Origin of the sequence: Erwinia artemisiae, assembly GCF_051400835.1 — a bacterium.
Taxonomy (GTDB): domain Bacteria; phylum Pseudomonadota; class Gammaproteobacteria; order Enterobacterales; family Enterobacteriaceae; genus Erwinia; species Erwinia aeris.
Map to the genome: position 1 here is coordinate 359,458 of NZ_JBLFFM010000003.1, position 19,384 is coordinate 378,841.

Annotated in this window: 19 protein-coding genes; 9 read left to right on the forward strand and 10 right to left on the reverse strand. The window is 58.2% G+C overall.

Translation table 11 applies throughout. From position 1 onward, the window contains the following. The first annotated feature begins 48 nt into the window (after positions 1 to 48). Positions 49 to 705 carry a DedA family protein gene (locus ACMGEE_RS09500; RefSeq protein ID WP_253458269.1) on the forward strand — a complete coding sequence of 219 codons (657 nt, stop codon included), beginning with the start codon at positions 49 to 51 and terminating at the stop codon, positions 703 to 705. 35 nt (positions 706 to 740) lie between these two features. Here the strand turns inward: ACMGEE_RS09500 and ACMGEE_RS09505 are convergent, their stop codons facing one another. Continuing rightward, on the reverse strand, positions 741 to 1,634 hold the full coding sequence (locus tag ACMGEE_RS09505) for an AraC family transcriptional regulator (RefSeq protein ID WP_125287222.1): 894 nt from the start codon (positions 1,632 to 1,634) through the stop codon (positions 741 to 743). 264 nt (positions 1,635 to 1,898) lie between these two features. Between ACMGEE_RS09505 and dkgA the strand changes: the two genes are divergently transcribed. Both dkgA and ACMGEE_RS09515 read left to right on the forward strand, forming a co-directional pair. Next, positions 1,899 to 2,723 (forward strand): 2,5-didehydrogluconate reductase DkgA, encoded by an 825-nt coding sequence (gene dkgA, locus ACMGEE_RS09510; protein WP_125287221.1) that lies wholly within the window; start codon positions 1,899 to 1,901, stop codon positions 2,721 to 2,723. 408 nt (positions 2,724 to 3,131) lie between these two features. Then, positions 3,132 to 3,401, forward strand: a complete 270-nt coding sequence (locus ACMGEE_RS09515; RefSeq protein WP_253458266.1) for a YdgH/BhsA/McbA-like domain containing protein — start codon at positions 3,132 to 3,134, stop codon at positions 3,399 to 3,401. A gap of 123 nt (positions 3,402 to 3,524) precedes the next feature. Here ACMGEE_RS09515 and ftsP read toward each other — a convergent pair whose 3' ends face one another. From ftsP to parC, 3 genes are all read right to left on the reverse strand, one after another. Next, positions 3,525 to 4,940 carry a cell division protein FtsP gene (ftsP, locus tag ACMGEE_RS09520; protein ID WP_253458262.1) on the reverse strand — a complete coding sequence of 472 codons (1,416 nt, stop codon included), beginning with the start codon at positions 4,938 to 4,940 and terminating at the stop codon, positions 3,525 to 3,527. 88 nt (positions 4,941 to 5,028) lie between these two features. Continuing rightward, positions 5,029 to 5,766 carry a 1-acylglycerol-3-phosphate O-acyltransferase gene (locus ACMGEE_RS09525; protein WP_253458259.1) on the reverse strand — a complete coding sequence of 246 codons (738 nt, stop codon included), beginning with the start codon at positions 5,764 to 5,766 and terminating at the stop codon, positions 5,029 to 5,031. Between the two features lie 135 nt (positions 5,767 to 5,901). After that, positions 5,902 to 8,175, reverse strand: a complete 2,274-nt coding sequence (gene parC, locus ACMGEE_RS09530; protein WP_253458256.1) for a DNA topoisomerase IV subunit A — start codon at positions 8,173 to 8,175, stop codon at positions 5,902 to 5,904. A gap of 228 nt (positions 8,176 to 8,403) precedes the next feature. On the opposite strand from parC, the gene ACMGEE_RS09535 reads away from it, so the two are divergent. Both ACMGEE_RS09535 and ACMGEE_RS09540 read left to right on the forward strand, forming a co-directional pair. Further along, entirely contained in the window at positions 8,404 to 8,982 is a 579-nt protein-coding gene (locus ACMGEE_RS09535) for an NAD(P)H-dependent oxidoreductase (RefSeq protein ID WP_125287216.1), read from the forward strand. Positions 8,983 to 9,014: 32 nt separating this feature from the next. Then, positions 9,015 to 9,320 (forward strand): putative quinol monooxygenase, encoded by a 306-nt coding sequence (locus ACMGEE_RS09540; RefSeq protein ID WP_253458253.1) that lies wholly within the window; start codon positions 9,015 to 9,017, stop codon positions 9,318 to 9,320. A 368-nt stretch (positions 9,321 to 9,688) separates the two neighbouring features. On the opposite strand, the gene ACMGEE_RS09545 is transcribed toward ACMGEE_RS09540, so the two are convergent. Beyond that, positions 9,689 to 10,597, reverse strand: a complete 909-nt coding sequence (locus tag ACMGEE_RS09545) for a LysR substrate-binding domain-containing protein (protein WP_436829958.1) — start codon at positions 10,595 to 10,597, stop codon at positions 9,689 to 9,691. A 195-nt stretch (positions 10,598 to 10,792) separates the two neighbouring features. On the opposite strand from ACMGEE_RS09545, the gene ACMGEE_RS09550 reads away from it, so the two are divergent. Genes ACMGEE_RS09550 through ACMGEE_RS09565 form a run of 4 tightly spaced genes read left to right on the forward strand, consistent with a single transcriptional unit; the run spans position 10,793 to position 14,740 of the window. Continuing rightward, a complete protein-coding gene (locus tag ACMGEE_RS09550; RefSeq protein WP_253458248.1) occupies positions 10,793 to 11,542 on the forward strand; it encodes an SDR family NAD(P)-dependent oxidoreductase in 750 nt (249 codons plus the stop codon). Positions 11,543 to 11,586: 44 nt separating this feature from the next. Beyond that, the gene (locus tag ACMGEE_RS09555) at positions 11,587 to 12,885 is read left to right on the forward strand and encodes an MFS transporter (protein ID WP_253458245.1); all 1,299 of its coding nucleotides are present in this window, start codon (positions 11,587 to 11,589) and stop codon (positions 12,883 to 12,885) included. Between the two features lie 12 nt (positions 12,886 to 12,897). Beyond that, the gene (locus tag ACMGEE_RS09560) at positions 12,898 to 13,731 is read left to right on the forward strand and encodes a transketolase (protein WP_253458242.1); all 834 of its coding nucleotides are present in this window, start codon (positions 12,898 to 12,900) and stop codon (positions 13,729 to 13,731) included. Position 13,732: 1 nt separating this feature from the next. Further along, entirely contained in the window at positions 13,733 to 14,740 is a 1,008-nt protein-coding gene (locus ACMGEE_RS09565; RefSeq protein ID WP_253458239.1) for a transketolase family protein, read from the forward strand. A 46-nt stretch (positions 14,741 to 14,786) separates the two neighbouring features. Here ACMGEE_RS09565 and parE read toward each other — a convergent pair whose 3' ends face one another. The 5 genes from parE to nudF are packed head-to-tail and all read right to left on the reverse strand — an operon-like array spanning position 14,787 to position 19,228. Further along, positions 14,787 to 16,682, reverse strand: a complete 1,896-nt coding sequence (gene parE, locus ACMGEE_RS09570; protein ID WP_253458236.1) for a DNA topoisomerase IV subunit B — start codon at positions 16,680 to 16,682, stop codon at positions 14,787 to 14,789. Positions 16,683 to 16,728: 46 nt separating this feature from the next. Further along, entirely contained in the window at positions 16,729 to 17,307 is a 579-nt protein-coding gene (gene yqiA / locus ACMGEE_RS09575; protein ID WP_125287208.1) for an esterase YqiA, read from the reverse strand. Position 17,308: 1 nt separating this feature from the next. After that, positions 17,309 to 18,133, reverse strand: a complete 825-nt coding sequence (cpdA, locus tag ACMGEE_RS09580; RefSeq protein WP_253458233.1) for a 3',5'-cyclic-AMP phosphodiesterase — start codon at positions 18,131 to 18,133, stop codon at positions 17,309 to 17,311. 37 nt (positions 18,134 to 18,170) lie between these two features. Continuing rightward, a complete protein-coding gene (locus ACMGEE_RS09585) occupies positions 18,171 to 18,596 on the reverse strand; it encodes a DUF1249 family protein (protein ID WP_253458229.1) in 426 nt (141 codons plus the stop codon). Continuing rightward, positions 18,593 to 19,228, reverse strand: a complete 636-nt coding sequence (gene nudF / locus ACMGEE_RS09590; RefSeq protein WP_253458226.1) for an ADP-ribose diphosphatase — start codon at positions 19,226 to 19,228, stop codon at positions 18,593 to 18,595. Before nudF ends, ACMGEE_RS09585 begins: the two co-directional genes overlap by 4 nt. Positions 19,229 to 19,384 lie beyond the last annotated feature (156 nt).

The window sequence follows — 19,384 nt, forward strand, 5'->3', positions numbered from 1 at the left end:
CCATTTACGAGTACACTAGTGCTATTGATGCGGTAAACAGGATAAAAAATGGCGGTACTCCATGAGATTGTGCAGGCGCTTTGGCATCAGGATTTTGCTGCCCTCGCCAATCCCGATGTAATCTGGATCGTTTACGGAATTATGTTTCTCACGCTGCTGCTGGAAAATGGTTTGCTGCCCGCCGCCTTTCTGCCCGGCGACAGTTTACTGCTGCTGGCTGGCGCGATGATCGCCAAGGGCGTGATGGGCTTTATTCCTACCGTTGCCATCCTGACGCTGGCGGCCAGCCTGGGCTGCTGGCTGAGCTACCTGCAGGGCCGCTGGCTGGGCAATACCCGCCTGGTCAAAGGCTGGCTGATGCACCTGCCTGCGCAGTATCACCAGCGCGCCTGGAGCCTGTTTCACCGGCACGGGCTGATGGCGCTGCTGATTGGCCGCTTTCTGGCCTTCGTGCGGACGCTGCTGCCGACCATGGCGGGCATTTCCGGCCTGACGCAGACGCGCTTCCAGTTTTTTAACTGGCTCAGCGGCCTGCTGTGGGTCGGCATCCTGGTCTCGCTGGGTTATGCGATAAGCCAGGTGCCCTTTATCAAGCGCCATGAGGATCAGGTGATGTCCATTCTGATGATCCTGCCGCTGGCGCTGCTTTGCATCGGCCTGATTGGCAGCCTCGCGCTGTTCTTTAAGCGGAAAAAAGTCGCTTAGCGCACCCGCCTTCCGAGGGTCGCCCGGCGGCCCTCTTATTCCATCTGACGCATTCTGCCGATCTCTTCCCCCGGCGTGACGCCAAAATAGCGCTTAAACTCGCGGGAAAACTGCGAGGCACTTTCATAGCCGACCCGCATCGCCGCCGCGCTGGCCTTCAGGCCTTCATGCAGCATCAGCATTCGCGCCTGATGCAGTCGATAGCTTTTCAGATACTGCAACGGCGAGGTGCTGGTGACGGCTTTAAAGTTGTGATGAAAGGCGGAGACGCTCATATTCACCTCAGCCGCCAGCCGCTCCACGCTCAGGTTGTCGGTATAGTGATGCTCGATGCGCCGCAGCGCCCGCGCTATCTGGCTGAACTGCGTGTGCCGACTGACCAGCGCCATCAGCGCGCCGCCGCACGGCCCCAGCAGCACGTGATAGAGAATTTCCCGCACGATTTGCGGGCCAAGCACGCGCGCGTCGCGCGGATCCGCCATCGCATCCAGCAGACGTTCCGCCGCACAAAGCATCGGCTCGGTCAGCGGCGACGAGTGAATGCCGCGCGTCTGCGGCTGCGGCTGAAAGCTGTCGTCATCGCCGATATCAATCAGCAGATCCTGAAGCTTAACCGGATCGACATTCAGCAACATGCCCGCCAGCGGCGCTTCCGGCGTGGCGAACGTCTCGCACTCTACCGCCAGCGGCACGGTCAGCATCAGGTATTCCGTGGCGTCGTAATGGAAAACGTGGTTGCCCAGATAGCCGGTTTTTCTGCCCTGAAACAGGATCACGATACCGGAGGAATAGAGCACCGGCGTGCGCCCGCTGGGCTGGCTGGCGTGGAAAAGCCGGATATCGGGCAGCAGCGTCTGCACATCCGGTTTTGCGTCGATCAGTTGCACGACCTGGCGGGCAAGCCGGGCGCACAGCATAGTGCGATCCATGATGTTCACCTGAAAAAAAGCAGAGCTGGCATCATGCCGAAGCCTGGCGTAATCGTCCAGCCTCCTGGAGAAACAGGCAAGAAGAAAGCAGAAACGGGCAGGATATATACCGGGACTGGCCGCTACGCTGGCTATCGGCTCAATAATCCGAATTGCGCAAAGGGTTAATAATTTCAACTAAACTAAGACCAGCAGTCTTAACCAGACTTAGCGTTACTTGCCGGCGCAGAGGCGTCGGCCCCCCTGGCTGCAAAGGAGAGAACAATGGCAGAGCAACCCGTAATCAAGCTTCACGATGGCAATATGATGCCCCAGCTCGGCCTGGGCGTCTGGCAGGCAAGCATTGACGAAGCGCGTCAGGCTGCGCTGAAAGCGCTCGATGTGGGCTATCGCTCGATCGATACCGCCGCCATCTATAAAAACGAAGAGGGCATCGGTCAGGCGCTACAGGAAACGTCGGTCGCGCGCGACGATATCTTCGTGACCACCAAGCTGTGGAATGACGATCAGCTGAACGCGCCGCAGGCGCTGGAAACCAGCCTGAAAAAATTGCAGCTGGAAAGCGTCGATCTCTATCTGATGCACTGGCCTTGCCCGGCGAAGGACAACTACGTTGACGCCTGGAAAGCGATGATCGAGCTGCAAAAACAGGGGCTGACTAAAAGCATCGGCGTCTGTAACTTCCAGGAAGCGCACCTGAAACGGCTGATAGATGAAACGGGCGTGCGTCCGGTGATCAACCAGATCGAGCTGCACCCTATGCTGCAACAGCGCACGCTGCACGCCTGGAACGCCATGCATCAGATCCAGACCGAATCCTGGAGCCCGCTGGCGCAGGGTGGTAAAGGCGTGTTCGATCAGGCCGTGATCAAAACGCTGGCGAAAAAATATGGCAAGACGCCTGCGCAGATTGTTATTCGCTGGCATCTGGACAGCGGCCTGGTGGTGATCCCGAAATCGGTCACGCCTTCCCGCATTGAAGAAAACTTTAAAGTGTTCGATTTCCGCCTGGAAAAACCGGAAATCAGTGAAATCGCCTCGCTGGATGCCGGCAACCGGCTTGGCCCCAACCCTGACGAGCTGAACTAAGCGCCCGGCCGCCCGTTGACAGAAAACAGACGGGCGGCCGCCTTTTTGACGCGCGACCTGCCTTTATCATGCATTAAGAAACAAGAACTGTTTACGTAATGCCCTGTTAATTTAAACCTCAGATAAACCACCTTCATTATTGTTTCTGAATAATGTTAATATAATTATTAAGCACCGGCAGCGGCAAAGACTTTACCCTCCTCTGAAAAGCGAACAAATACAGCAAGGTAAATTTAATTTGCTAATAAATGTTTGCGCCAAATTTAAAAAATAATGCATTGGTCATATTTATAATAGGTTTAGCTAATCAAACCGGTATTTCTTGTTATTAATAACCGAATTATATTGCGCACAAAATCAGTATACTGAAACCGAAAATATTTCTGATTAATTTACTGGAGAAATTTAATGAAAAAGATTATTTCGGCTGCCCTGCTGTTGCTGATGACGGGTTCCGCTTTTGCCGCACAGATCGTGCCGCGTAACGAACTGGATAATTACGTTAAAAAAGAACGCGTATCCATTTCTAACGTGATGGGTGGAAAATCAAAAGCGCTTGAGGCACTGCGCACGGAAGTGGATAAAAAAGGCGGCGAATATATGTATATTACCTCGCTGGATCGTCCTGGCAATTCCAGCCACTGGCGCGGTACGGCTATCGTACTGGAAAAGAAATAATCGTTCCTCAGCCCTCCCTGCCTTAATTCGCCCCGCTTTCTTTGGTTCCCGTCGGGCGCGCCGACTGACTTGATCCTTGCAAAACCTCGCTGGCTGGCCGCTCTGGTCAACCAGCGCTTTACGCTACGGCGCCGGCTGTACCTGCAGCTGGCCCGCCGTTCCGCGATCGGCCATTTCCAGCGTCTGGCTATAGTAGACAAACGGGAAGTGATCGGAAGAGGACTGCGTAAAGGAGACAAACAGCTCCACGCTGCCGTCAACCCAGACGGTATCCTTCCAGCCGCGATCTTCCGCCATCGGCTGTGCGCCGTTGACGTTCTTAATCAAAAACATCACGCCCTGAATATGAAACGCCTGCGGCAGGTCGGCATGAATAATCCAGCGTTCAAAGCTGCCCTGCTGCGCCTGGACGTCGATGCGGCCCAAATCCCACAACGCGCCGTTGATGCCCGGCTCCGAGTCCCCCAGACGGAATTCGCGCGTACGGCTGACGCCGCCTTCGATGACCTGATCGGCCAGCAGACGCATCGGCAGCGTGTCGGTCACCAGCGGCAGCAGGCCGGTCGGACGCAGCGTCAGCACCAGCGTCGAGGTCAGAATGCTCGACGGCTCGAACAGCCCGCGCAGCCTGTCGACAATGCCTGCCGCCTGACCCGCCGTGATCGACACCTCGTCGCCCTGGCTCATATCCACCAGGATTTCCCGGCGCTCGCCCGGCGCCAGAGAAAGCTGCTGCACCGCCACGGGCGCGGGCAAAAATCCCTGATCGCTGGCGATAACGTTAAAAGGCCGCTTGTCGCTCATGGCGAGCTGGTAGCGACGCGAGTTTGAAGCGTTAAGCAACCGCAGGCGTACCCAGCCGCGAGAGACTTCCACATAGGGATTCTGCGTGCCGTTCACCAGCAGGGTATCGCCCACAAAACCGCCGTTAGCTGGCGGGCTGTAGTCCGGCGAACCGAAGTTATCGATACGCTTGTCCTGAATAATCAGCGGAAAATCATCCACGCCGTAGTGGTTCGGCAGCGGCAGCGTTTTGCTGACCTCGTCTTCTACCAGCCACATACCCGCCAGGCCGTTATAGACGTGCTCCGCCATATGACCAGGCGTGTTGGCGTGATACCAGCAGGTCGCGGCGGCCTGACGCACCGGGATCACCGGCGCCCAGTCGACGCCAGGCGACATCATGCGCGCCGCGCCGCCGGCGAGCGCGCCCGGCACCTGAAGCCCGCCAACGGTCATCGCCACCGCTTCGTTCAGCCGGTTGCTGTAGATAAGCTTGACGTCATCGCCGCTCCAGACCCTGACCGTCGGCCCCAGGTAGAGCCCGTTAAAGCCCCACACCTGCGCCTTGCTGCCGCTGGTAAACGACCAGTGGCTGCGTTGCAGCGTCAAAAAGATAGGCTGTCCACGGCGGGATTCGATAAGCGGCGGCACCGGCAAAGGATTACCCGGCCCTGCGGCGTGTACGCGTGCAGGCAGCGCACTGGCGCACAGCGCTATGCCCGATGCCTGAATAAACTGACGTCGACTGAAGGACATAAAAACTCCGTAACCCAAAATGCGGCCCGGCGGGCCGCTATCCATTTTTTATGATTGTTTGCCGTGTGCCGACCGCGAGGCGATCGGTTTACTTTTCGCCTGCGGCTTCCCGCGCGGCGACTTCCGCGTTGAGTTCAGCCAGCTTCTCCATCATCAGCTCGCGGCAATGGGTCGCCAGCTTGCGCACGGATTGGTCGGCGAAGGCGGCGGTATCGATCGGCGGCAGCATCTCAATGATCACCAGACCGTTATGCAGCCGGTTCAGCTTGATTTTATCGTGCGTATTGCTGACCACGATAGGAATAATAGGTACGCCTGCGGCCATAGCGGCGTGAAACGCGCCGGTTTTAAACGGCAACAGCCCGCGTCCGCGGCTGCGCGTCCCTTCCGGGAACATCCAGAAGGAGATCTTCTTCTTTTTAAACTGGTCGATCAGCTGGTTAATGGTGCCGTGCGCTTTGTTGCGGTTGTCACGGTCGATCAACAGGTTGCCGGTCAGCCAGTAAAGCAGGCCAAAGAACGGCACCCACAGCAGCGTTTTTTTGCCTACCGTCACCGTGGTTGGCTGTACGACTTTTGCCGCCGTGATCATATCGTAGTTGTTCTGATGGTTGGCGATGTAGATCGCATTAGGATAGTTTTCCGCCCCTGCCGGCTTGCGGATTTCCACCTTCAGACCAAACAGCGGCGACAGGCGACCGAACAGATGGCCAAACGTCGCCACGTGGCGGGGATTACGGGGACTGAACAAACACCAGATGCAGCCGAAAATGCACACCAGGATTGAATAAACGATCGTCACGACGATCCGAAAAATTGACAGCATCACATCCTCATTATTGCCGGGCCGGAGACGCCTTAAGGCAGGCGCTCCGGCATTACGCCTTATCGGGCGCGCCGGGTGAAGTATATCCTGAAATCAGCAGGCTATGCTGCTTTTCACCGCGCGGCGCGGCCCGGATCACTCTTCGCTTTCACTGGCCTCAGGCCGTGCAGGCCCGTCCACCTCTACCCGATCGATACGCTGCAGGCCACGCGGCAGCAGCGTGCCGCGACGGCCGCGCTCGGCACGGAACTTCTGCAGGTCTTCCGGTCGCAGCGTCAGCTTGCGTTTGCCGACGTGCAGCGTGATGGCGGTTTGCGGCGTCAGCAGCAGCAGCCAGGCCAGCTTGTCGTCGCCCGCCGCCGCTTCCGCCGCCGGGATTGAGACAATCTTGTTGCCCTTGCCTTTGGACAGCTGCGGCAGATCAGCCACCGGGAACATCAGCATCCTGCCTGCGGCGGTGATCGCCAGCAGCAGGTCGTCCTCGTGATGGATCGCCTGCGGCGTCATCACTTTGGCATTCTGCGGTAGCGTCAGCAGCGCTTTACCGGCACGGTTGCGCGACACCAGATCGCTGAAGGTGCAGACGAAGCCGTAGCCCGCATCCGACGCCAGCAGCAGCTTCTGATCGTCCGCCTCCATCAGTACCTGCTCCACCACCGCGCCCGGCGGCGGCGTCAGCTTGCCGGTCAACGGCTCGCCCTGCCCGCGCGCGGAAGGCAGCGTCACCGGATCGAGCGTATAGCTACGACCGGTGGAGTCGATAAAGGCCACCGGCTGGTTGCTCTTGCCGCGCGCCGCCGCGCGATAGCTGTCGCCCGCCTTATAGCTCAGGCCGCCCGGATCGATATCGTGTCCCTTGGCGCTGCGCACCCAGCCCATCTGCGACAGCACAATAGTCACCGGCTCGGACGGCACCAGCTCGTTTTCGCTGATCGCTTTGGCCTCTTCGCGCTCGCGCAGCGGCGAACGACGATCGTCGCCATAGGCTTCGCTGTCGGCCTGTAGCTCTTTTTTCAGCAGCGTATTCATTTTACGTTCTGAAGCCAGAATGCCCTGTAAACGGTCGCGCTCTTTGCCCAGCTCGTCCTGCTCGCCGCGGATCTTCATCTCTTCCAGTTTGGCAAGATGACGCAGCTTCAGTTCCAGGATCGCTTCCGCCTGGGTTTCGCTGATGCCGAAGCGCGAAACCAGCACCTGCTTCGGCTCGTCTTCGCTGCGGATAATGTGGATCACCTCATCGATATTGAGGAAGGCGACCAGCAGGCCTTCCAGAATATGCAGGCGCTTCAGCACTTTTTCCAGCCGGAAATTCAGGCGGCGACGCACGGTGTCGCGGCGATAAACCAGCCATTCGCTGATGATTTCAAGCAGGTTTTTTACCGCCGGACGGTTATCCAGCCCGATCATATTCAGGTTGATGCGATAGCTTTTTTCCAAATCGGTGGTGGCGAACAGATGGTTCATTACCTGTTCCATATCCACCCGGTTGGAGCGCGGCACAATCACCAGACGCGTCGGGCTTTCGTGATCGGACTCATCGCGCAAGTCTTCCACCATCGGCAGCTTTTTATTGCGCATCTGCGCGGCTATCTGCTCCAGCACGCGCGCGCCGGAAACCTGGTGCGGCAGCGCGGTAATAACCACGTCGCCCTCTTCTTTCTTCCAAACCGCGCGCATACGCACGGAGCCACGGCCGTTCTGATAGATTTTGCGGATCTCGGCGCGCGGCGTGATGATTTCCGCTTCGGTCGGATAGTCCGGCCCCTGCACGATATCCAGCAGCTCATCGAGCGTGGTTTTCGGCGCATCGATTAGCTTGATGGCCGCGTTGGCGACTTCGCGCAGGTTGTGCGGCGGAATATCCGTCGCCATCCCCACCGCAATCCCCGTGGTGCCGTTAAGCAGGATATTCGGCAGGCGCGCGGGCAGCATTGCCGGCTCCTGCATGGTGCCGTCAAAGTTCGGCACGTAATCCACGGTGCCCTGGCCCAGCTCGCCTAACAGCAGCTCGGCATATTTTGACAGGCGTGACTCGGTGTAACGCATCGCCGCAAAGGATTTCGGATCGTCCGGCGCGCCCCAGTTTCCCTGACCGTCCACCAGCGGATAGCGGTAAGAGAAAGGCTGCGCCATCAGCACCATCGCCTCATAACAGGCGCTGTCGCCGTGCGGATGATATTTACCCAGCACGTCGCCCACGGTACGGGCCGATTTTTTAAACTTGGCGCTGTTGTTCAGGCCCAGCTCCGACATCGCGTAGACGATACGGCGCTGCACCGGCTTCAGGCCATCGCCGATATACGGAAGCGCACGATCCATGATGACGTACATGGAATAGTTGAGATAGGCCTCTTCCGTAAACTTATGCAGAGCGCGACGCTCTGCCCCATCCTGAGTCAAATCGCTCATTACTTTTTGTTCCTCACATCATGGCGTCACGGGCACGCCACATCGGGGCCGTTTGGCGGGAATAGTACCTTATCCGGGCCGCTTCTGTCACAGATAACCGTGACGGCATACGCTTTCCTGCGTGGCGTGATTATTGCTCTCAGCGCAAAAGTATTGTGATCAAAAACTCATTTTTAACCCCTGCCTTCGCGCGTACACTGAGACCAGTTTTGAATACTGGAGAAGAAGATGCGCATTTTTATTATTGACGCCGGAAAAACCTTTGCCCATTCCAAAGGCGAGCTGAACCATACGCTGACCGACGTGGCCGCGACTTACCTGCGCGAAGCCGGTCATCAGGTTGACGTTACCGTGGTGGACAACGGCTACGTGGTGGCCGACGAGATCCAAAAATATCTGGCCGCCGACACGGTTATCTATCAGATGCCGGGCTGGTGGATGGGCGAACCGTGGATCCTGAAAAAATATATCGATGAGGTCTTTACCGAAGGCCACGGCACCCTGTACGCCAGCGACGGCCGCACGCGCTCCGACGCCTCGAAGAAGTATGGTTCCGGCGGGCTGGTTCAGGGTAAAAAATATATGCTTTCCCTGACGTGGAACGCGCCGCTGGAAGCCTTTACCGATCCCGACCAGTTTTTTGAAGGCGTGGGCGTGGACGGGCTTTACCTGCACTTCCACAAGGCGAATCAGTTCCTGGGAATGGAAGCGCTGCCGACCTTTATCTGCAACGATGTGATCAAGCAGCCGGATGTCCCACGCGATATCGAGCGTTATCGGACACATCTGGGCCAGATCTTTGCTTAACTGTTAAGACCGTTCTCTTAAAAGGAAAGACCATGCTCACCGTGATTGCTGAAATTTGTGTCAGGCCCGGCCGCCGTCGTGCGGTCATGCAGGCGATTGAACAAGTAATCCCGACGGTGTTAGAGGAAGAAGGCTGCGGCAGCTACCGGATGCTGGTGGATCACCAGGCGCAGGTGCCGTGGAAACAGAACTCGCCCGACTCGGTGTTTATGGTCGAGCAGTGGGATTCCTTACGGCATCTGGAACGGCATCAGCAGGCCGCGCATATGGAGCAGCACCGCGGCCGCATTAAAGATGACGTGCTGGACGTGAGGATTTTCGTGCTGGAACCGGCGTAAAGAGTAAGAAGGGACGAACCGGGTTCGTCCCTTGAGGTTGCTGACAAACTCATCCACTGTCATCAAGTCGCGTGCGGGTCGGTGGAAAGCAGCAGAGGCAGATCGGAACACGGACACGCCGTAAACCCATCCGTGGGGGCTCGTTTCGCGCGTCCATGCGCGAAAACGGTCCGCTTATCCGCTCAGCCACTGCTGCTGCGAAGCTGCCGTTTCGCTGTAAAAAAATTCAGTCCGCACGAACCTGCTGGCTTTGTCAGCAGTCTGAAGGGACGAACCGGGTTCGCCCCCTTTTTTTGTGGCTTGCCGTCATAGCGATAGCCGCGCCGTCCGCTCTATTATCGATACCGTTCGGGGGCTGCCCGGCAAGGTCACGCCGGTGGCGATGCTTCCAGCTGCTCGCTGCTCCACTGCAGGAAATGGCTTACGCGGGGAAAGCGGGCAAAGCCGCGCGGCCAAACCAGATGATGCGCGTTCACCGGCAGGCTGCATTCGTCGCCAAACACCCTGACCAGCGTGCCGCTACGCAAATATTCTGCCGCCAGCAGCTCGCTTTCAAACACCACCCCATGCCCCAGCCTTGCCGCCTCCAGGCTCATATAAGAACGATCGAAGCGAAACAGCCAGTCTTTGGTCGGCTGCGCTAATTGCATCGCGGCAAACCACTGCGGCCACTGAATTAAAGGCGACTCGGAAAGGATTAGCGCATGATTAATTAATTCCGCCGGCGTCGCGACCGGATGCTTTATCAAATAATCGGGCGATGCTAATACCGACATTTTTTCATGGCGGATGGTTTTAACTTCCAGTGATTTCCAGTCGGGAAAGCCGTGGCGCACCGCAATATCAATATTGTCACGGCTGAAAGATAAATTTTCGTAGGAACAGGAAAGCGTGACCTGTATTGCAGGATAGCGCTCGCGGAATTTATGCAGGCGCGGCAGCAGCCAGAGCAAACCAAAACTGGGCGCGCAGTGAATGCGCAGCGCGCTGCGCGCTTTCTCATTACCGAGACGGGTGCTGGCCTGGGTCAGCCCCAGCAGCAACGGGCTGATTTCTTTCAGATATTTTTCACCGGCCAGCGTTAACGTCATGCCTTTGGGCGAGCGGTTAAACAGCAGGCAGCCCAGCTCTTTTTCCAGTTTTGCCAGCTGATGGCTGGCAGCAGAGGCGGTAATATTCACTTCTTCTGCCGCACGCGCCACATTGCCGTAATGCGCAACTTCTTCAAAAATCCTGAGCGATTTTATCGAAGGGCAAAAATCTGCGTGTTTTTCCATGCGGCTCCTTAAATGAATTTTGTGATATATGCCCGCTTTTTTCCGCGAGAAATGTTAACTGCATCAAATCCATCTTTCTATTCAGCATCGAATGAATTTTTTTGCATTGCCAGTTTAGCCGTAATTTCCAATTCTGAATGTGACCCTGCCGGTAGCGATACCGAACCACTAAAAAAGATTATTACGGAGTGGATTATGTTGCTGAAAAATAAAGTTGCGATTATTACGGGCGCCGCCTCTCAACGCGGGATTGGCCGTGCCACCGCCGCCTGTTTCGCCCGTCACGGCGCGCAGGTGGTGATTCTGGATCTGGATGAAAACGCGGCGCGACATGCGGCTGAAGAGCTGGGTGCCGGTCATCTGGGCCTGGCGGCCAACGTCACCGATCCCGCTGCGGTGCGCCAGGCCGTTTCCCGCGTGGTCAGCGAGTTTGGCCGCATCGACGTGCTGGTAAATAACGCAGGCATTACGCAGCCGGTAAAAACGCTGGAAATCAGCATCGAAGACTATAACCGTATCCTGGACGTTAATCTGCGCGGCACGCTGCTGATGTCACAGGCGGTGATCCCAACCATGCAGCAGCAAGGCGGCGGCAGTATTGTTTGCCTCTCTTCCGTTTCCGCCCAGCGCGGCGGCGGCATTTTCGGCGGCCCGCACTACAGCGCGGCGAAAGCGGGCGTGCTGGGCTTAACCAAAGCGATGGCGCGCGAGTTTGGCCCGGACCAGATCCGCGTCAACGCGCTGACGCCGGGCCTGATCCAGACCGATATTACCGGCGGCCTGCTGCAGGACGAGCGGCGTCACGCCATTATCGACGGCATCCCGCTTGGCCGCCTGGGCGCGGCAGACGACGTGGCTAACGCCGCGCTGTTCCTTGCCAGCGATCTCGCCAGCTACCTGACCGGCATCACGCTGGACGTTAACGGCGGCATGTTGATCCACTGATCGGCTCCTTCCAGCAGGCTTCTTTCACTCCGGGAGTGAAGAGTATGACAACGCTTAATCTCAGCGCGACGACCGTCGCGCGCGATGCGACCTATCGCAAAATCGCCTGGCGGCTGATGCCGTTTTTAATGCTTTGCTATCTTTGCGCCTATCTCGACCGGGTTAACGTCGGCTTCGCCAAGCTGCAAATGATGGACGATCTGGCCCTGAGCGAAACGGTGTACGGCCTGGGGGCGGGTATTTTCTTTATCGGCTACTTCTTTTTTGAAGTGCCCAGCAATCTCATCCTGCATCGCGTCGGCGCACGCCGCTGGATTGCCCGCATCATGATTACCTGGGGGCTGATTTCCGGCCTGTTCGCCTTTGTGGAAACGGCCTGGCAGTTTTATCTGCTGCGCTTTTTTCTCGGCGTGGCCGAAGCCGGTCTGGCGCCCGGCCTGCTGCTTTATCTCACCTACTGGTTCCCCTCGCATCGCCGCGCCCGCATGACGGTGCTGTGGTTTGTGGCGATCCCGCTTTCCGGCATGATCGGCGGCCCGCTTTCCGGCTGGATTATGGAAGCCTTCGCCGGTTTTCACGGCTGGGCAGGCTGGCAGTGGATGTTCGTACTGGAAGCGATTCCGACCATGCTGATGGGCTTTGTGGTGCTGATGGTGCTCAAGGATCGCGTTGAGCAGGCGCCCTGGCTGGACGAGAGCGAAAAGCGCATGGTGCGTGCCGATTTGGATGAGGATAATCAGCAAAAAGCGCATCACGGCACGGTGAAAGCTTTTGTGGCCGACAGGCGGCTGTGGCTGCTGGCGCTGATCTACTTTTGCGTGGTGATGGGCCAGTATGCGCTGACCTTCTGGCTGCCGACGCTGGTCAGAAACTCCGGCATCCGCGAGCCGCTGCATATTGGCCTGCTGACCAGCCTGCCCTATCTCTGCGCCATCGTTTTTATGCTGATGGCGGGCCGCAGCGGCGACCGGCATCGCGAGCGGCGCTGGCATCTGATCGTGCCCATGGCGATCGGCGTGGTCGGGCTGACGCTGGCGACGTCGCTGGGTCACAGCGTACCGGCCTCGCTGTTTTTCCTCTGCGTGGCCGCCGCCGGCATCCTTTCCGCCTCTTCCCTGTTCTGGATGCTGCCGACCAACCTGCTCGGCGGCGTCTCGGCGGCGGCAGGCATTGCCGCGGTGAACTGTATCGCGAATCTGGCGGGCTTCTTTTCACCGTGGCTGATCGGTTCTATCACCACCGCCACCGGTTCGCCCGCTTCGGGCATCTACTTTATTGCTGCTGTTTTGCTGCTCGGCGCGCTCTGCGTGCTGCGTATTCGCGCAGCAGACGTTAACCGTTAATCAGGAGATAAGATGAACAGCGTTTCTGCCACACTTACGCTCAAACAGCGCGCAAACAATATCCGTCGTCATGCGCTGTTAATGGGACAGGTTCAGGGTCAGGGCTATATCGGCCAGGCGTTAGGCGCTGCCGATTTGCTGGCCGTCAGCTATTTTCACGCGCTCAATTTTCGTCCTGAGGAGCCGGAATGGGAAGCGCGCGACCGTTTTTACCTTTCTATCGGCCACTACGCTATTGCGCTGTACGCCGCGCTGCTGGAAGCGGGCGTGCTGCCCGAGGCCGAGCGCGAAACCTATGGCAGCGACGAGAGCCGCCTGCCGATGTCCGGCATGGCCGCTTATACGCCCGGTATGGAGATCACCGGCGGCTCGCTTGGGCACGGCTTAGGCATTGCGGTTGGCGCGTGCCTGGGGCTGAAAAGCAAAGGCTCCGCTTCCTTTGTTTATAACCTGCTTTCCGACGGCGAGCTGAATGAAGGCTCGACCTGGGAAGCGGCGATGTCGGCCTCGCACTGGCGGCTGGATAACCTGATCGCCCTGATCGACGTCAACAATCAACAGGCCGACGGCCACAGTTCGGAAATTCTGGCGTTCGAGCCGATTGTCGATCGCTGGCGGGCCTTTGGCTGGCACGTGCAGCGCGTGGACGGCAACGATATCGCCGCGCTGACCGCCGCCTTTGACGCCGCGCGCGCCTGGGCTGAACCGCAGCCGCGCGTAATTATCTGCGATACCAAAATGGGTAAAGGCGTGCCTTTCCTGGAAACGCGCGAGAAAACGCACTTTATCCGCGTGGATGCCGACGAATGGGACAAAGCCCTCACCGCGCTTGAGCAAGGGGAATAACATGACTACCGCAACAAAGAAACGTCTGACCACGTCAGCCATGATCGCCTCCATCGCCGCAGAAGGTCAGCCCGTGCAGTCGGCCCCTTTCGGCCATGCGCTGGTAGAGCTGGCGCGCCAGCGCACCGATATCGTTGGCTTAACGGCCGATCTGAGCAAATACACCGATCTGCATCTGTTTGCCGAAGCCTTCCCGGAACGCTTTTTTCAGATGGGCATGGCGGAGCAGCTGTTGATGAGCGCCGCAGCGGGCATGGCGCGGGAAGGCTTTACGCCTTTTGTCACCACCTATGCGGTGTTTGCCTCGCGCCGCGCCTACGATTTTATCTGTATGGCGATAGCGGAAGAGAACCTGAACGTCAAAATCGCCTGCGCGCTGCCTGGCCTGACCACCGGCTACGGGCCGAGCCATCAGGCGACCGAGGATTTGGCTATTTTTCGCGGGATGCCGAATCTGACCATTATCGATCCCTGCGACGCGCTGGAAATCAGCCAGGCGGTGCCCGCCATAGCCGAGCATAGCGGCCCGGTCTATATGCGCCTGCTGCGCGGCAAAGTGCCGCTGGTGCTGGATAAATATGGCTATCAGTATCGCCACGGCAAGGCGCAACGGCTGCGCAGCGGCAAACATGCGGTGATTATCAGCAGCGGGCTGATGACCATGCGCGCGCTGGAAGCCGCAGAAGCGCTGGAGAAAAGAGGCATCGAGGTTGGCGTGGTGCATTCGCCGATGATCAAGCCGCTGGACGAGGCCACCATCCTGCGCGAGGCGGGCGAAGCGGTGAACGAGAACCGGCTGGTGATCACGGCGGAAAACCACTCCATTACCGGCGGGCTGGGCGAAGCGATAGCGGCGACGCTGATGCGGCACGGCGTGACGCCGCAATTCAGACAGATTGCCCTGCCGGACGCTTTTCTGGCGGCGGGCGCGCTGCCGACGCTGCACGATCGCTACGGTATTTCGACGGCGGCGATGGTTACGCAGATTACAAGCTGGCTGGAAGGGTAACGGAAAGCCCCGAAGCGTTGCGCTTCGGGGCCGAGTTCAGGCAGGATTAAACCTCGATTTCCGCCATATGGCCTTTTTCCTGCAGCCAGTTGCGGCGATCTTCCGAGCGTTTCTTCGCCAGCAGCATATCCATCACCGCCAGCGTCTGTTCCACGTCGTCGTCGTCAATGGTCAGCTGCACCAGGCGACGGGTATTGGGATCCAGCGTGGTTTCACGCAGCTGTAGCGGGTTCATCTCGCCCAGGCCTTTAAAGCGCTGCACGCCCGGCTTGCCCTTTTTACGCTTCAGCTGATCCAGAATGCCCGCTTTCTCTTCCTCATCCAGCGCGTAGTAAACCTCTTTACCCAAATCGATGCGGTAAAGCGGCGGCATCGCCACGTAGACGTGCCCGTTTTTCACCAGCGTGCGGAAGTGCTTCACGAAAAGCGCACAAAGCAGCGTAGCGATATGCAGACCGTCGGAGTCCGCATCGGCCAGGATACAGACTTTGCCGTAGCGCAGCTGGCTCATATCTTCGCTGTCGGGATCGATACCGATAGCGACGGAAATATCATGTACTTCCTGCGATGCCAGCACCTCGTCCGAAGAGACTTCCCAGGTGTTGAGGATCTTGCCTTTCAGCGGCATGATCGCCTGGTATTCACGATCGCGCGCCTGCTTGGCCGATCCGCCTGCGGAGTCCCCTTCCACCAGGAAGAGTTCCGTGCGGTTCAGATCCTGCGCGCTACAGTCCGCCAGCTTGCCGGGCAGCGCCGGGCCGCTGGTGAGCTTTTTACGCACCACCTTTTTCGCCGCACGCATCCGGCGCTGGGCGCTGGAAATCGCCAGCTCGGCCAGCATTTCCGCCGCCTGCACGTTCTGGTTCAGCCACAGGCTGAAGGCATCTTTCACCACGCCAGAGACGAAGGCCGCGCACTGGCGGGAAGAGAGTCGCTCTTTGGTCTGACCGGCAAACTGCGGATCCTGCATTTTCACCGACAGCACGTAGGCGCAGCGATCCCAGATATCTTCCGCCGACAGCTTCACGCCGCGCGGCAGAATATTGCGGTATTCGCAGAACTCGCGCATCGCATCCAGCAGGCCCTGACGCAGGCCGTTGACGTGCGTGCCGCCCTGCATGGTCGGGATCAGGTTGACGTAGCTTTCCGTCAGCAGCTCGCCGCCTTCCGGCAGCCACAGCAGCGCCCAGTCCACCGCTTCGATATCGCCGGCAAAAGAGCCGACAAAAGGTTTTTCCGGCAGCGTCGGCAGGCCGTTAACCGCTTCCGCCAGATAGTCCGTCAGGCCGTCGGCGTAGCACCAACTTTGCTCGGTATTGTTCACTTTGTCTTTAAAGACGATTTCCACGCCCGGACAAAGCACCGCTTTCGCCTTCAGCAGATGGCTGAGGCGCGATACCGAAAAGCGCGGGCTGTCGAAGAACGACGGGTCCGGCCAGAAGCGTACGCGCGTACCGGTGTTGCGTTTGCCGACCGTGCCGGTGACGTGCAGATCCTGCACTTTGTCGCCGTTTTCAAACGCCATTTCATACACTTCGGCATTACGGCGCACGGTGACTTCCACGCGCGTCGACAGCGCGTTTACCACCGAGATGCCCACGCCGTGCAGGCCGCCGGAAAACTGGTAGTTCTTGTTAGAAAATTTGCCGCCCGCATGCAGGCGACAGAAGATCAGTTCAACGGCCGGTACGCCTTCTTCGGGATGGATATCGACCGGCATACCGCGACCGTCGTCAATCACTTCCAGCGACTGATCGGCGTGCAGGATCACTTCGACGCGTTTGGCATGGCCCGCCAGCGCTTCATCCACGCTGTTGTCGATCACTTCCTGACCTAAATGGTTAGGACGCGACGTATCGGTATACATGCCCGGACGGCGGCGAACGGGTTCAAGGCCGCTGAGTACCTCAATGGAATCAGCGTTATAGCTGGACTGAGTCATTGTATCAATCTTGATGGCTGTAAATGAGTGAGCCCCACGTCCCGCTTCAGGCAGCGAGGCCTAAAAAGTCCAGGATCGGGGAGAAATGGCGTTCGAATCCGATAAAAGCATGATTTCCGCCCTCTTCAACCGTCTGACGGCAGGCGCTGTAGTAGCCTACAGCCTGGCGGTAATCGAGCACTTCATCGCCCGTTTGCTGCAGCAGCCAGAGCAAATCCGGCGACTCTAACGGGTCAATCTGCATCACTTTCAGATCGTAAATGTGGCGTGACTCTAACACATATTGCTGCCCGGTGTACGGGTTCTGATTCAGACCCAAATAATCCACCAACAGCTCAAAAGGCCGCACCGCAGGATTGACCACCACCGCTGGCAGCATGAAGCATTGCGAGAGCCACGTCGCATAGTAGCCGCCCAGCGACGAGCCGACGATCCCCACGGCTTCGCCCGATAATCCCATGATCAGGCTTTCCAGCATCAGCGCCGCGTCCGCCGGGTAAGGCGGCAGCTGCGGCACAATAACCTGGATTTCCGGATGCCGCGTGGCCAGCCACTGCCGGAACTGCGTCGCTTTAGCCGACTGCGGCGAGCTGTTGAAACCGTGCAGGTAGATCAGCGTGGCCATCTCAGTATCCTTCGGAGTCGGGATCGGGGCTGAAGGCGCGCGTCGTCAGGCGCTCAACGCGGGTTTCCACCCGGCCATCCGCATACAGATCCAGCCAGCGCCAGCCCGGCGCTTCGGAATCGATAGTAAAGTTGGTGCAGTGCGGTCGGAACTGCACGCAGGTCGACGGCGTCGCCAGCAGGCGGCGTCCGTTCCAGTTCAAATCCAGATCCTGATGAATATGCCCGCAGAGCAGCGTCGACGCCAGTGGATAGCGCTGCAGCACGGCCTCCAGCATATGCGAATTGCGCAGGCTGTGCTGATCGAGCCAGGTGCAGCCCGACGGCAGCGGATGGTGATGCAGCAGCACCAGCGTATGGCGCTCCGGCGCCTTCGCCAGCGCTTTGTCCAGCCATTCCAGCTGATAGTCGCTCAGCTCGCCGTGCGGCACGCCGAAAACCTGGCTGTCCAGCAACACGATCTGCCACTCCTCGCCCAGCAGTACATGCTTTTCGTCAGCGATTTTCGCTTCGGCCAGCGTGTTGAACATCGCAGGCTGAAAATCGTGGTTGCCCGGCAGCCAGACGCACGGCGCGGGCAGACGCGCGATGCCCTCAGCGAAATGCTGATAGGCTTCCACGCTGTGATCCTGCGCCAGATCGCCGGTCGCGACGATCAGATCGAACGGCTCTTCACAGGCGGAAATCGCCTGCAGCACCGCATCGAAACTGGCCCAGGTGTTCACGCCCAGCAGCGTTTCATGTTTACCGGCGAAAAGATGGGTGTCCGTTATCTGTAATACCCTTGCCCGACCATTCGCCACAGGAAGTTTTAACAGGCTATCCAATCACAATCCTTAGGGTTAATGCCGTCGCGGCAGAGGCTCACCACACCGGAACGGCCATTGCGCCATGCGCTAAACAGTAGCGCAGCCAGTCTGCAAGAAACTGGTTTATCTGATGCTTTTCGTCACGCTGATGCAGCTTTTTATTCGGATAATCATAGCGCGCTTTGAAGCGATAGATCTGCTGTGTCGAACACACTTCCGCCACCATTGCGTCATGGTAGAGCCGCACGGACATGGCGGGCAGGCTCCAGTAGCTGACGGCGGGCGCGGTCTGTTTGATTTCCACCAGCGTAGTGTAACGCGTCGATTCCTGGATAGTCACCGTATAACTTGCATCGTTGACCTGCCAGGTGACTGACTCGCCCGCCCGATCTTCTTTCGGCAGCAGCCGACGCAGCTGCGCGAAATTGGTCTCGCACAGCCGCATCATTTCAGGGAAATCAGGCACGTAGCGCTTTATCATTCGTTTTTCCACTCGTCTCTTAGTTTTTTATGATGCAGCTCCAGCCATTGCAAAGCGATGACGGAGGCCGCGTTGTCTATTTTCCCCTCTTCCACCCAGCGGTAAGCCTGTTCGCGGCTGACCACATGCACAAGAATATCCTCATTCTCTTCCTCCAGACCGTGGTTTCCCTGCGCCACGCTGGCATCCACTTCGCCTACCAGAATCTCCAGCCGCTCGCTGGTGCCGCCGGGGCTGGCTAAGTAGCTGAGCACCGGCTTCACGCGGGCGGGTTTGATCCCGGCTTCTTCTACCGCTTCGCGCCGGACAACGTCTTCCGGCGTTTCGCCCGGCTCTATAATACCGGCCACCAATTCTAACAGCCAGGGCGTCGGGCTGCTGTCAAAAGCGGGAATGCGGATTTGTTCAATCAATACCACCCGATCGCTCACCGGATCGTAAGGCAGCAGGACGGCGGCATGGCCGCGCTCAAAAACCTCTCTGGTGACTTCTTTACTCATGCCGCCGTTAAACAGCCGATGGCGAAAGCGATAACGAGTGAGTGAAAAAAAACCTTTATAACACGGCTCACGTGCAATAATTTCTACATCGTTTTTTGTGAAAGTCACCGGGTATTTTTTGTCGCTGCTCACGGTTTACGCTCCTGTAAGGGTGGTGGCGAAAGCGGGAAAAGAGTGCTGAAATCCGCCCAGAGTGTAGTTCTTAATGATTAAATTGAGTAAATTGTGGCAACATGGCACTTTCAGCCAACTTATCTCTTTCATTTACTCTGGTAGAATCGGCGATAA

Bases quoted from the DNA above. Each gene is read 5' to 3' on its own strand.
- ACMGEE_RS09555 (WP_253458245.1), top strand. From the start codon at position 11,587: ATGACAACGCTTAATCTCAGCGCGACGACCGTCGCGCGCGATGCGACC.
- ftsP (WP_253458262.1), bottom strand. From the start codon at position 4,940: ATGTCCTTCAGTCGACGTCAGTTTATTCAGGCATCGGGCATAGCGCTG.
- dkgA (WP_125287221.1), top strand. From the start codon at position 1,899: ATGGCAGAGCAACCCGTAATCAAGCTTCACGATGGCAATATGATGCCC.
- ACMGEE_RS09560 (WP_253458242.1), top strand. From the start codon at position 12,898: ATGAACAGCGTTTCTGCCACACTTACGCTCAAACAGCGCGCAAACAAT.
- parE (WP_253458236.1), bottom strand. From the start codon at position 16,682: ATGACTCAGTCCAGCTATAACGCTGATTCCATTGAGGTACTCAGCGGC.
- ACMGEE_RS09535 (WP_125287216.1), top strand. From the start codon at position 8,404: ATGCGCATTTTTATTATTGACGCCGGAAAAACCTTTGCCCATTCCAAA.
- yqiA (WP_125287208.1), bottom strand. From the start codon at position 17,307: ATGGCCACGCTGATCTACCTGCACGGTTTCAACAGCTCGCCGCAGTCG.
- ACMGEE_RS09565 (WP_253458239.1), top strand. From the start codon at position 13,733: ATGACTACCGCAACAAAGAAACGTCTGACCACGTCAGCCATGATCGCC.
- ACMGEE_RS09540 (WP_253458253.1), top strand. From the start codon at position 9,015: ATGCTCACCGTGATTGCTGAAATTTGTGTCAGGCCCGGCCGCCGTCGT.
- ACMGEE_RS09525 (WP_253458259.1), bottom strand. From the start codon at position 5,766: ATGCTGTCAATTTTTCGGATCGTCGTGACGATCGTTTATTCAATCCTG.
- ACMGEE_RS09585 (WP_253458229.1), bottom strand. From the start codon at position 18,596: ATGATAAAGCGCTACGTGCCTGATTTCCCTGAAATGATGCGGCTGTGC.
- ACMGEE_RS09505 (WP_125287222.1), bottom strand. From the start codon at position 1,634: ATGGATCGCACTATGCTGTGCGCCCGGCTTGCCCGCCAGGTCGTGCAA.
- ACMGEE_RS09550 (WP_253458248.1), top strand. From the start codon at position 10,793: ATGTTGCTGAAAAATAAAGTTGCGATTATTACGGGCGCCGCCTCTCAA.
- ACMGEE_RS09545 (WP_436829958.1), bottom strand. From the start codon at position 10,597: ATGGAAAAACACGCAGATTTTTGCCCTTCGATAAAATCGCTCAGGATT.
- parC (WP_253458256.1), bottom strand. From the start codon at position 8,175: ATGAGCGATTTGACTCAGGATGGGGCAGAGCGTCGCGCTCTGCATAAG.
- ACMGEE_RS09500 (WP_253458269.1), top strand. From the start codon at position 49: ATGGCGGTACTCCATGAGATTGTGCAGGCGCTTTGGCATCAGGATTTT.
- ACMGEE_RS09515 (WP_253458266.1), top strand. From the start codon at position 3,132: ATGAAAAAGATTATTTCGGCTGCCCTGCTGTTGCTGATGACGGGTTCC.